Origin of the sequence: Tardiphaga sp. (assembly GCF_041424195.1) — a bacterium.
Classification (GTDB): Bacteria; Pseudomonadota; Alphaproteobacteria; order Rhizobiales; family Xanthobacteraceae; genus Tardiphaga.
The window spans coordinates 64,092-76,484 of the sequence record NZ_JBGMOE010000046.1; the positions used below are offsets into that span (position 1 = coordinate 64,092).

The window sequence follows — 12,393 nt, forward strand, 5'->3', positions numbered from 1 at the left end:
TTATTGCTGCTTTAGCCTGCTGGAATGGCTGGCGGACGTGGACCTGCGCGCCGCCGCGGGCGATACTAACGAAATATTAACGATGTCATCGTTTGGCCCGTAATCTGTGACGCGGATACCGGACGGACGCCCAACGAGTCAGTCATGAAGTGCCGATGAACAATGCGGATTTTCAGTTGCGGGGCGTCGGCGATGCACGGCTGGCAGTGCACGCCACCAGCAACCAGCCGGTCTGGCTGTGGTCGCTCGACGGCACCCGCGTGCTGTGGGCCAATCCGGTCGGCGCGCGGCTGTTCGGTGCCCGTAATGCAGCGGACCTGTTTGCCAGGACTTTCGGGCCCGCCGATACCCATCGCCGCCAGATAGCCCTCCTCGGCTCGCGGCTGCCGGCCAGTGGCACGATGCGACTGGAGCGCTTGCGCGGCTTCGGCGCGGCGCTGGGCAGCTTGATGACCTGCGCCTGCTCGCAGCTTGAATTTCCCGATGGCGGCAACGGCATTCTCGTGATCGCAGTGGAGCCGCTCGGTGGCCGCGGCATGCCGCTGGTGGAACGGCTGCAAAACCTCGTCGAGGGGATCGACACGCCGATCGCCGCCTTTGCACGCGACGGCCTGTTCGTCGGCGCCAACGAAATGGCCCGGGCACTGCTTGGTTTTCGCAATCTCTCCGATGCCGGCCTCGATCACGCACGCGACGGCGCGCTGAAGGACGGCCGCATCGAAACCCCGATCGGTTTCGGCCGCATGGTGCTGCAACGCGTGGGCAGCGGCGCCGATGTCGGGCTGGTCGCGCTGATCGCGCCGGGCGCTGTCCATCCGGCACCTCGCGAAGAAGAACTCGAGGCTCCGGCAGAACCGGAAGCCAGCGATGCACCGCAGAGCGCCCCTGCAGAGCCAAGCGAGTTGTTCGTCGAATTCGATCAGGCCCCCGAGGCGGCACACCTGAACGAACATACCATCGACATCGATGCTCCGATCGAATCTAGCAATACCGATGCCGATCGCGCCGCGCATTTCGAAGACGTGATCGCCGAAACCATCGCGCATGCCGACGCACCGACTGATGCGCAGTCGCCGGCTGTCGAAGCGGTTGCCGACCAGCCCGCGTCCGTTGCGCTGCCCGACATCGAACCGCGCACGACACCACTCCGTTTCGTATGGCAAATCGATGCGGAGAAGCGTTTCACCCTGAACTCTGACGAATTCATCCACCTGATCGGCCCGCGCACAGCGGCAAGTCTTGGTCGCAAGTGGAACGATCTCACAGCCGAGTTCGATCTCGATCCCGATGGCCACGTCGTCAAGGCGATGGCCACGCAGCAGACATGGAGTGGTATCACGCTGCTCTGGCCGGTAGATGGCGGTGGCCGCCTGCCTGTCGAACTCTCTGGCCTGCCGCTGCTCGATCGCGGGCGCAATTTCACCGGCTACCGCGGTTTCGGTGTTTGCCGCGACCTCGATGGAATGACGCGGCTCGCCGAGCAACGTCGACGTGATCACATCGGCGATTCACCGCCCCGACCATTATCCGCCGATGTCGCGCAGGCCGGCCCTGTCGGCGACAATCTCGATGAACCGATTGCCCTTACCACCGCCCCCATACCAAAGCCGACACCACCGCCAACCACACCGGACAGCACCGTGCAACCACCCGAGAACGTCGTGCCATTTCGACCAGGCGATCCCAGATCGCCGGCACTGACGCCTGTCGAGAACAGCGCCTTCAACGAGCTTGCGCGGCAATTGTCGGCGCGGCTCGAGTCGGAGACGGGATTGATCACGAACACAAACACGTCCGAACCGGAGAGCACAGAAGACGATGGGCATGATCATGCGGCGACGGCGCAGGATTCATTCTCGTCGGCTGGTGCAACTTCGCAGGCCGCGTGGCTGACAACACCACCGGCGCCGCCGCGCGGCGAGATGATGCGCGACAAGATCCTGCTCGACCTGATGCCCGTCGGCGTTCTGATCTATCGGCTTGATCGCCTGCTGTTTGCCAATCCCGCATTCCTCGCCCGCATGAACTATCCGACCCTGAACGCGCTGGAGGAAGCGGGTGGCCTCGACGCGCTGTATGTCGGAGCTGACGTCTCTTCTGCGGCCAGCACCTCCGATGATGGGACCGCCGTGACAATTTCGGCCGGCGACAAATCCGGCGGCATGGCGCCCGCCGAAGCGCGCCTGTACACCATTTCATGGGACAACGAGCCGGCGCACGCGCTGATTTTCTCTCCGCCCAGGGCGGAGCCTGCCGAAATCGCTGCACCTGTCGCGGATGTGCCATTGCCCGGCGGTCATATCGACGCTGAAGAACTCGCCACGATCCTCGATACGATGGCCGAAGGCGTCATCATGTTCGACGCCGAAGGCAACATCAATTCCTGCAATCGCAGCGCCGAGGCGCTGTTCGGCTATAGCGGCGAATTACTGACGCAACGCAATGTGACGGACCTGTTCGCAGCAGAAAGCCGCCGCGTAGTGCTGGACTATCTCGAGAGCGTCAGGGAAGCCGGCGTGGCCAGCCTGATGGATCATGGTCGCGAGGCCCTGGGCCAGATCCGCGCCGGCGGCCTCGTGCCGCTGTCGATGACCATGGGCCGCACACGCTCGGATGGGTCGAACTTTTTTGCCGTATTCCGCGATCTTACACAGACGAAGAAGACCGAAACCGAACTGCTGAATGCACGCCGCCAGGCCGATCGTGCGGCAACCGCGAAGGCGGATGTGCTGGCGCGGATCAGCCATGAAGTTCGCACGCCGCTGAACGCCATCATCGGCTTCGCGGAAGTGATGGTCGACCAGCGTTTCGGCCCGCTCGGCAACGAGCGCTATATCGAATACATGAAAGACATTCGCGCCTCGGGCGAGCGCGTCATTGCCATCGTCAATGACCTGCTCGATCTGTCACGCATCGAGACCGGCAAGATCGACCTCGCTTTCACCACGCAGAACCTCAACGAGATGGTGGAACAATGCGTTGCGGTCATGCAACCGCAGGCCAATCGCGGCCGCATCATCATCCGCACCTCGCTGGCGCATCTGCTCCCGACCGTCGTTGCCGATGCCCGCGCGCTGCGGCAGATCACGCTGAACCTGATCGGCACTTCGATCCATCTCGCCAATGCCGGCGGCCAGGTGATCGTCTCCACTGCATTGTCGGATCTCGGTGAGATCGTACTGCGCGTCCGCGACACTGGTCACGGCCTCAACGACAACGAGCTCGCCGCCGCGATGGAGCCGTTCCGGAGTACGACCCCGTCCGATCAGTCATCGGACAGTTCGGGTGTCAGCCTGTCGCTGACCAAGGCGCTCGTCGAGGCCAACAATGCGCGCTTCCAGATCAAGACCGCGCCGAGTTCAGGCACGCTGATCGAGGTGGCCTTTTCGAATGCCGCGGTGAAGGCCTGATTGGCCGTCACCCGTTTCAGCGGCTGAGCGCCATCGCCGCGTCGGAACGGCGCGGCTTGCGATAGCCGATCAGCAGCGGGCCGAATGAGACGGCGAAGCCGATAAAGGCCGCGCCCCACGTCAATGCCGCAACATGGAGCAGCAACGTGGTGCGTGAGGCATGCACTGCCCGGCGATGGCGACGGCGATGCGTAACCCGCCTACGCGGCTTCGGGCTGCCTGACATCGTCCAAAACGTTGCCGAGCGGAATCGAAACAGCCGCTCTCACGCCCTGTGCGTTGCTACGATTTCCGATATCGAGACGGAAACCGTTACGATCCGCCGCCGTCCGGGCAATCGCCAGTCCAAGTCCTGTGCCATCGATATCCATCGGCGCCGCACGGAAGAAGCGGTCGTAGAGATACGGCACGGCGGATTCCGGTATTCCACATCCGCTGTCGATCACTTCGATGACGAAATCCGCCCCCCGGCGCGCAGCCTTGATGCTGACCGTGCCGCCGGCGCGCGTATAACGCACCGCATTGTCGAGCAGGTTCGAGACGATCAGCCGGAGATCGGCGGCACGAACATTCAGATCATCACGCGTCCCCGGCACGATCGCGAGCGAGACGCCCTTGGCCTCGGCGATGGAAACAAAACCTGACACCACCAGTCGCACGAAGGCCTCCGCATCGACGACTTCGGCTTCGCTTTCGATGCCGGCATCGGCGCGAACCATGGTCATCAACTGGTTGACCGAATAGGAGGCCCTTCTAATTCCGTCGAGCAGATCCTGCGCGATCTCACGTTCAGGCGCATCGAGTTCACGCGATCGCAGGTTATCAATCTGGATCTGGAGGGCGGCGAGCGGTGTCCGCAATTCGTGTGCCGCGTCGGACACGAAACGGCGCTGTGTCTCCAGCGCCGTTTGGTGTCGTTCGATCAGGGAATTCATGGCTGTCACCAGCGGCGCGACTTCGACCGGCACGCCTTTCAGGCCAAGTGCATCCTTCGCATCGGCACTTCGCTGCCCGATATCCGCCGACAGCGTTCCAAGGCCGGACAACACGCGCTTCACCACCAACCAGATCATCAACCATGCGATCGGAATGGCGGCGATCAGCGGCACGGCAGCGCCCGCGGCGGCATAGGCGGCGACTTCCTCGCGCGCACTCCAGCGCTGCGAGACCTGGATCGCATGCGTCGCGTCGCGCGACCTGAACACGCGCCAGCGTTCCCCACCCGCGGTCACGTCGGCATAGCCGAGTTCCGACTGAAACGGGATATCGACCGAAGGGCCTGAACGATGAATGGGCTGTTTCGACTGATCCCAGATCTGGATCACCAGCTGATCTTCCAGCTCGGCATCAATCCGCGGCTCGATATCATGCCTGAACACCAGACCTGCCGTGAGCGCGACCTCGTGAAGAGCGTTGTCCTGGAAGCTGTTCACCTCATACTTGACGAAATAATAGGACGTGACCGATGCGGCTGCGCCGACGACCATCAGCAGACCCGTGACATACGTCATCACGGTCTTTCGCAACGACGTCATGCCCCCTCCTTCGTGACCATCCAGCCCGCTCCGCGGACATTGCGGACGATATCCTTACCGTACTTCTTGCGCAGTCCGTGGATCAGCACGTCGACCGCATTGCTCTGGACTTCCTCGCCCCAGCCGTAGATCCGACTCTCGATCTGGCTGCGCGACAATATTTGCCCGGGCCGTTCCATCAAGGCATGAAGCACCGCAAATTCACGGACAGACAGCAGATGCTCGATATCGCGGAATGTCGCCACCTGGGTCGATGGATCCAGCGTGATCTCCGCGGACGTCATAAGCGATATCACGCGACCATTCGCGCGACGCGTGACTGCGCGTATGCGCGCGAGCAGTACCGGAAGTTCAAACGGCTTGACGATGTAATCGTCTGCGCCGAGATCGAGGCCCGCCACCATATCGGACACACCATCCCGCGCGGTGATGATGAGCACCGGCGTCGTCATGCCGGACTGCCGCTGCGCCTTGAGCACGTCCAGGCCGGAGATCCTGGGAAGACCGATATCAATCAGGGCGACCGCATATTCCGACCGGTCCATGGCTGCCAGACCATCGCGACCGTTGCGCGCCCAGTCGACGCTCATGCCGTTCTCGCTCAGGCCGCGCACCAGAGCCTTGCCGAACATGGCGTCGTCTTCGATCAGTAGAACGCGCATCATTGAATCTCGTGCTCGTGCCTACGGCAAATTTGGAAAGCCAGCTCTCGGCATGTCAGACAGTATCGGAGGCATCCCGATATTCCCCTACTCCAAGCATCGGTAATACCAGCGCTTGTCCAGTGACTATTAGTTTGGAGCAGGCTGGACACCACACCTCGTTTAGAACGATTACAAATTAGCTCGACGCCTGTTGGTGCACAGATCACACACCCCTGGGCATATCCCTCGAAGTTCGATGGATTCTAAACGCCATCTAATTCGCGCCTAATACTCCGGATTGCAGATGTGTCCAAGTGTTTCCGGGGAAGCACAAGGACCGCCGGCATCTGCATGAGCGGAGAATATTTCAGGGGCGTAGTAATGACTTCCAGGACTTCGATCGGGGGACGCAGCACGGCGGCGCGCAAGGCTTTTCTGATTTCGACGAGCGCGGCGGCCATGATCGCGACGGGATTTTGCATCGCAGAGCCGGCGATTGCGCAGAATGCGAATTCCGGCGCATCGACATTGCCGCCGGTGCAGGTCGACGCTCCCAGCGCGCCTCGCGTGCGCCGCGCCCAGCCGCGGCGCACCGCATCCGGCCGCGTCGCCCGTACGCGCCCCGTTGCGCCGCAGCCGGTTCGCCAGCCGCCCGTGGTCAGCAATCAGGATGCCCGTACCGGACAGTCCGGCTATATCACCCAGAACATTTCGAGCGGCACCAAGACCAACACGCCGTTGATCAACGTGCCGCAATCGGTATCGGTGCTGACCAAGGATTTCATCAAAGATCAGGCCTTCACTTCGATCGGTGAAGCCGTCCGCTATGTGCCCGGCGTGATCTACCATCAGGGTGAGTCGCATCGCGACGACCTCGTTATCCGTGGCCAGCGCAGCAATGCCGACTTCTACACCAATGGCATTCGCGACGACGTGCAGTATTTCCGCGACTTCTACAATCTGCAGCGTCTCGAGGTTCTGAAAGGGCCGAATGCGATGATCTTCGGCCGCGGCGGCGGTGGCGGCGTCGTTAACCGCGTGCTCAAGGAGGCCGACGGCACGACGATTCGCGAAGTAACGGTCGGAGGCAGCTCGTATCCAGGCGGCCGGACCTCGGTCGATATCGGCCAGGCCGTCACCCAGGACCTCGCAGTGCGCTTCAACGCCTTTTACGAGAACACCGACAGCTATCGCGACTTCGTCAATCTCGAACGTTACGGCTTCAATCCCACAGTCACCTTTGCGCCGAACGACACCACAAAGGTCAAGCTCAGCTACGAATATCTGCACGACAACCGCACGGTCGATCGCGGCATTCCCTCGCAGGTCCGTCCGGGCGGAGCGCTGCCGCAATTCGCCTACAATACCGCCTCCTCGACCTATTTCGGCAATCCGAATGCAAGCTATGCGATTTCCGACGTCAACATCGCCAATGCCGTGATCGAGCATGATTTCGAGAACGGACTGACCGTGAAAAACTCGTCGCAATTCGCGGACTACCGGAAGTTCTATCAGAACGTCTATCCGGGCGGCGCGGTGAACCTTCCCGGCACCTCGGTCAATCTCAGCGCCTATAACAACGAGACCGACCGCCAGAATCTGTTCAACCAGACGGACTTCACCTATCGCGTGAGTACTGGCCCGATCCGCCACACCGTGATGTTCGGCGGCGAAGTCGGCAATCAGAGCGGGCTTGCCTTCCGGCAGAGCGGCTATTTCAACGGCGACACGGCGCAGACCAGCCTATCTGTGGATCCCCGGAGCCCGACGCGTTTCGACCCCGTCGCCTTCCGGAACACCGCGACAGACGCCAACAACACCTACAATCTGAACCTCGGCGCCCTCTATGTTCAGGACCAGATCGAGATTACCCGCTATCTGCAGCTGATCGGCGGCCTGCGCTTCGACCACTTCGACCTGTCCTCGCGGGATCGCCGCACCGGCGTTGTCCAGACCCGTACCGACGACCTCGTATCACCGCGCGCCGGTGTGATCGTGAAGCCGGTCGACAACGTCTCGGTCTATTACAGCTATGCGGTGTCCTACTTGCCGAGCTCGGGTGACCAATTCAGCACGCTCTCACCAGGCCTCGTAATCGCCGAGCCTGAGAAATTCGTGAACAACGAAGTCGGATTGAAGTGGGATATCCATCCACGCCTGCAATTCGCCACCGCCGTCTACGATCTGAACCGGACCAACCAGCGTCTGGCGGACCCGAACAATGCCGGCTTTTTCATTACCAGCGGCGCGACCAAGACCCGCGGTTTCGAAGCCTCATTGGCCGGCTACATCACCGATGCGTGGCAGGTGACGGGCGGCTATGCCTATACGGACGCCCAGATCACCGGCGCGAACTCGACAACGGTGCTTCCTGGCAACCGCGTCGGCCTGGTGCCGCTCAATACGTTCTCGCTCTGGAACAAGTACCAGTTCACGCCACAGTGGGCCGCCGCGGTTGGCGTCATCCACTATGCCAATTTCTATGCGTCGTCAGACAACACCGTGCTGCTCCCCGAATGGACCCGGGTCGACATGGCCGTGTTCTTCAAATTGAACGAGATGTGGCGCGCGCAGCTCAACATCGAGAATCTGCTCGACCACCGCTACTTCGCGACTGCGGACGGCAATAACAACATCACGCCTGGCTCGCCGCGCGTATTCCGGTTGTCGGCAACTGCCAACTTCTAGAACTGTGCATGACAGCGGACCGCAGGTAAGTCGTTGCCTGCCTGCGGTCCGTCCCATCAATCTGGAATAGGTCTAATATATGGGCCGCGCGACGTTACGTCGCTGACGTCCGAAAGACCTCTGCGTTATTCCAGTTGCCATCGCATATCGCCCCTTGCCGGAGCCATTTCATGATCAAGCATCACGCCCTTGCTACCGCCGTCGTTTTCGCTGCCCTCGGTGCATCCGCGCTGCAGGCTGCCGAAGAGGTCAATGTCTATACCTATCGCGAAACCAAGCTGGTGCAGCCTATCTTCGAGGCCTTCACCAAGGACACCGGTGTGAAGGTCAATGTGATCTCCGCCAGCTCCGGCCTTGAGCAGCGCATGAAGGCCGAGGGCGCCAACAGCCCGGCTGACGTGCTGCTCACCGTGGATATCGGCCGCATCGACGAAGCCGTGCAGGCTGGCGTGACGCAGCCGATGAAATCCGAGGTAATCGAGAAGATCGTCCCGGCGCAATATCGCGATCCCGACGGCCACTGGGCGGGCATCTCGATGCGCGCCCGCGTGGTCTATGCCTCGAAGGATCGGGTCAAGCAGGACGCCATCACCTATGAGGAACTCGCCGATCCGAAGTGGAAGGGCAAGATCTGCATCCGCTCCGGTCAGCACATCTACAATAACGGGTTGTTTGCCGCCTATGTCGCCAAGCACGGCGAGGCCAAGGCCGAAGAATGGCTGCGCGGCGTGAAGGCCAATCTCGCACAGAAGCCGTCCGGCGGCGACCGCGAGACCGCCCGCGACGTTGCGGCCGGAAAATGCGACCTCGGCATCGGCAACACCTATTACTGGGCACTGATGATGAATGCCGATCCCGACAAGAAGCCATGGGCGGAAGCCACCAAGGTAATCCTGCCGACCTTCGAAGGCGGCGGCACCCATGTGAACCTGTCCGGCGTTTTGCTGGCCAAACATGCGCCGAACAAGGCCAATGCCATGAAGCTGATCGAATGGCTGGTTGGGGAACATGCCCAGCAGGTCTATGCCGACGCAAACTACGAATATCCGGTACGCGCCGGCATCCCTGTGAATCCGACCATCGCGGGCTATGGCAAGCTCAATGCCGATCCGATGCCCATCGCCAGGATTGCGGCGAACCGCAAGGCCGCATCGACGCTGGTGGACAAGGTCGGGTTCGATAATTGAAAGTGATTAGCGCGGAGCGCGGACGGGGGAGGGATAGCCGCAAACTCCGAATCCAGCCGCCTCCCTCATCCGTCGCGGACTACGTCCGGGCCACCTTCTCCCACCTGGCGAAGCTCTGCTTCGCGCCGGGGAGAAGGAAGGAAGAAGTGTGACCCTCTCCCGCACCGAACTCACCGCGACCATCATCGCCGCTGCCACCGCACTTCTCGTGGCAGTGCCCGTGATCAGCATCGCGCTACTCGCGCTACAGCCGGAGCCAGAGCTTTGGCAGCATCTGATCACCTATGTGTTGCCGCAGGCGCTGCGCGACACGGCAGCCCTCCTGCTCGGCGTCGGTATCGTCACGCTGGCAGTCGGTGCCGGCACCGCATGGCTGATCTCGGCGCACGATTTCCCCGGTCGCGCGCTCATGCTCTGGCTCTTGCCGCTGCCGCTCGCGATTCCGACCTATCTCGCCGCTTACGTCTATGTGGACCTGTTCGAGCCACTGGGCCTCGTCCATCGCACGCTGGCGACGACAATGTCGTTGCCAGACGCGATCAGGTGGCTCCCGAGCCTGCGTTCGCTGCATGGCGCGATCTTCGTGATCGGGAGCGTGCTGTATCCTTACGTCTATCTCTCTGCCCGCGCGATGTTCCAGCATCGCAGCGCCGATTTTGCTGAAGCCGCGAAGATACTCGGTGCGGATCGCTGGACGACGTTCCGCCGTGTCTCGCTACCGATGGCGCGGCCCGCCCTCGCCGTGGGTCTCGCGCTGGTATCGCTGGAAACGCTGAACGATATCGGCGCCAGCGAATATCTCGGCATTCGTACGCTCACCGTCTCGGTTTTCACGACCTGGCTCAATCGCGGCAGCCTTGCCGGTGCTGCGCAGCTGTCATTGTTCATGCTTGCCATCGTCGCGGTGCTGATCGCCATCGAGCGTTTCGGGCGCCGCGAAGGTAACGTGGAATTTTCATCGGAGAATCCGAGACTGGCACCGCGCACCCCGCTGACTGGCTTGCGAGGCTGGCTGGCCTTCACCGCTTGCTTGATCCCCGCCCTGCTGGGCTTCGCCGTGCCTTTGCTCTATCTGCTGCGCGAAAGCCTGCGCCGCGGCCTGCTGTCGATCGAAACGACGGTTTGGCGCGATGCCGGCCACACCATTGCACTGGCCGCAATTGCCACGGGAGCTGCGCTGCTTCTCGGACTTGTGGTGATTGTTGCCCAGCGCTGGCGTGTTTCGCGGCTGACCAACCTGTCGGTCGCTGTCGCCCAGACCGGCTATGCGCTGCCCGGAACGGTGCTGGCGCTGGGTCTGCTGACGCCGGTACTGTTCATCGACAATGGATTCAGCATGCTCGCCGGATGGCTCGGTCTCGCATCACCCGGGCTTGTCATGGTCGGCTCCGGGGCCGCCGTGGTGACCGCCTATGTGATCCGGTTCCTGGCGGTGCCGACCGGTTTCATCAAGGCCGGCTTCGAGCACATCCCCGTCGATTACGACGACAGCGCCCGCGCCGCCGGCGCGCCGGCAATCACCACGCTACGCGTGATTCAACTGCCGCTGCTGCGCCCTGCACTGCTTGGCGCTGCCATCGTGGTCTTTGTCGATTGCCTGAAGGAGCTGCCGGCGACGCTGCTGCTGCGGCCCTTGAACGTTGAGACGCTCGCGACATCGATCTATCAATATGCCAGTCGCGGCAGTTTCGAAGAGGGCGCACTCGCCGCACTGCTGATCGTCGCTGCAAGCATCGGTCCGGTGGTCTGGCTGACGCGCTTTGCAGATGTGCCGCAGGGGCCGGTGTAACGCGTTTACGCGATCGGGATCTGAACGCTTTTGCGTGACTCCGCAAAGATCGCCCAGGCCGCCACGAACATCGCCGCAATCACGGGACCGACAACGAAGCCGTTCAGACCGAGGGCGTCGATGCCGCCGAGTGTGGCGATCAGCACCAGGTAATCAGGCAGCTTGGTGTCCTTGCCCACCAGCATCGGGCGCAGGATGTTGTCGACCAGACCGATGACAAGGAAGCCATAGGCGATCAGGATCACGCCCTGAACGATGGAGCCCGTGGCCAGCAGATAGAGTGCGACCGGCATCCAGACCAGTCCGGCGCCGACCGCCGGCAGCAGCGACAGGAACGCCATCAGCACCGCCCACAGGAGCGCGGCATTGATGCCAAGGATCCAGAAGATCAGGCCACCCAGCGCCCCCTGCGCCAGCGCAACCAGAATGCCGCCCTTCACGGTGGCGCGGATCACCACCGTAAATTTCTGCATCAGATCGTCGCGCAGCTCCGACCGCAGCGGAATGGCGTCCTTCACACGCCGCGCCAGCGCTTCACCGTCCTTGAACAGGAAGAACAGCAGATAGAGCATGATGCCGAGATTGATGATGAAGTCGAAAGTGCTCTGACCGATATTCAGCGCCTGCGTGGCGATATACTGGCTACCTTGCATCAGCCCGTTGGAGATCTTCTCCTGCAGGCCTCCGAGATTGGCGATCCCGAAGCGGTCGAGCAGACTCCTGGCCCATTGCGGCGCCGCATCAAGAATTTGCTGAAGGAAGTGCGCGAGATTGAATTCGCCGGATTTCATCTTACCGACGACGACGGCCGCCTCCTGCGCCAGCGATGCACCAACCAGTGTCAGCGGCAGGATCACGATCAGCACGATCAGACCGACGGTGAGCAGGGCTGCCGAATTCGGATGCTTCGGCATCCGGCGCTCCAGACGCCGGTGCATCGGTGCGAACATGATCGCGATCACGACGCCCCACAGGATCGCGCTGTAGAACGAACTCATGATCCAGCCGAAGGCCAGCGTGACCACGACGATCAGCAGCAGGAAGAAACGGTCTTCGAGACTCGCGCGCATGCGAATGTAGCTCCTATGCGCAAATGCCCGGCAGTCGCCGGGCATCCAAAGCTCCGAATTCGTAGGATGG

Annotated in this window: 8 protein-coding genes; 4 read left to right on the forward strand and 4 right to left on the reverse strand. The window is 62.0% G+C overall.

What is annotated here, in order from left to right:
• Positions 1 to 155 precede the first annotated feature (155 nt).
• Positions 156 to 3,410 (forward strand): PAS domain-containing protein, encoded by a 3,255-nt coding sequence (locus ACEK02_RS06945; protein ID WP_371421063.1) that lies wholly within the window; start codon positions 156 to 158, stop codon positions 3,408 to 3,410.
• A 16-nt stretch (positions 3,411 to 3,426) separates the two neighbouring features.
• Here the strand turns inward: ACEK02_RS06945 and ACEK02_RS06950 are convergent, their stop codons facing one another.
• Genes ACEK02_RS06950 through ACEK02_RS06960 form a run of 3 tightly spaced genes read right to left on the reverse strand, consistent with a single transcriptional unit; the run spans position 3,427 to position 5,607 of the window.
• Positions 3,427 to 3,555, reverse strand: coding sequence for a hypothetical protein (locus ACEK02_RS06950; protein ID WP_371421064.1), 129 nt, complete (start codon positions 3,553 to 3,555; stop codon positions 3,427 to 3,429).
• A gap of 55 nt (positions 3,556 to 3,610) precedes the next feature.
• Positions 3,611 to 4,945: an ATP-binding protein gene (locus ACEK02_RS06955; RefSeq protein ID WP_371421065.1), complete on the reverse strand. Its 1,335-nt coding sequence runs from the start codon at positions 4,943 to 4,945 to the stop codon at positions 3,611 to 3,613.
• The gene (locus tag ACEK02_RS06960) at positions 4,942 to 5,607 is read right to left on the reverse strand and encodes a response regulator transcription factor (RefSeq protein WP_371421112.1); all 666 of its coding nucleotides are present in this window, start codon (positions 5,605 to 5,607) and stop codon (positions 4,942 to 4,944) included. Before ACEK02_RS06960 ends, ACEK02_RS06955 begins: the two co-directional genes overlap by 4 nt.
• 363 nt (positions 5,608 to 5,970) lie before the next feature.
• On the opposite strand from ACEK02_RS06960, the gene ACEK02_RS06965 reads away from it, so the two are divergent.
• The 3 genes from ACEK02_RS06965 (at position 5,971) to ACEK02_RS06975 (ending at position 11,253) form a co-directional block, all read left to right on the forward strand.
• Positions 5,971 to 8,277, forward strand: coding sequence for a TonB-dependent receptor (locus ACEK02_RS06965; protein ID WP_371421066.1), 2,307 nt, complete (start codon positions 5,971 to 5,973; stop codon positions 8,275 to 8,277).
• Positions 8,278 to 8,447: 170 nt separating this feature from the next.
• Positions 8,448 to 9,464 carry a Fe(3+) ABC transporter substrate-binding protein gene (locus tag ACEK02_RS06970; protein WP_371421067.1) on the forward strand — a complete coding sequence of 339 codons (1,017 nt, stop codon included), beginning with the start codon at positions 8,448 to 8,450 and terminating at the stop codon, positions 9,462 to 9,464.
• A 148-nt stretch (positions 9,465 to 9,612) separates the two neighbouring features.
• Positions 9,613 to 11,253 carry an ABC transporter permease gene (locus ACEK02_RS06975; protein WP_371421068.1) on the forward strand — a complete coding sequence of 547 codons (1,641 nt, stop codon included), beginning with the start codon at positions 9,613 to 9,615 and terminating at the stop codon, positions 11,251 to 11,253.
• Positions 11,254 to 11,258: 5 nt separating this feature from the next.
• On the opposite strand, the gene ACEK02_RS06980 is transcribed toward ACEK02_RS06975, so the two are convergent.
• Positions 11,259 to 12,323 carry an AI-2E family transporter gene (locus ACEK02_RS06980; RefSeq protein WP_371421069.1) on the reverse strand — a complete coding sequence of 355 codons (1,065 nt, stop codon included), beginning with the start codon at positions 12,321 to 12,323 and terminating at the stop codon, positions 11,259 to 11,261.
• Positions 12,324 to 12,393 lie beyond the last annotated feature (70 nt).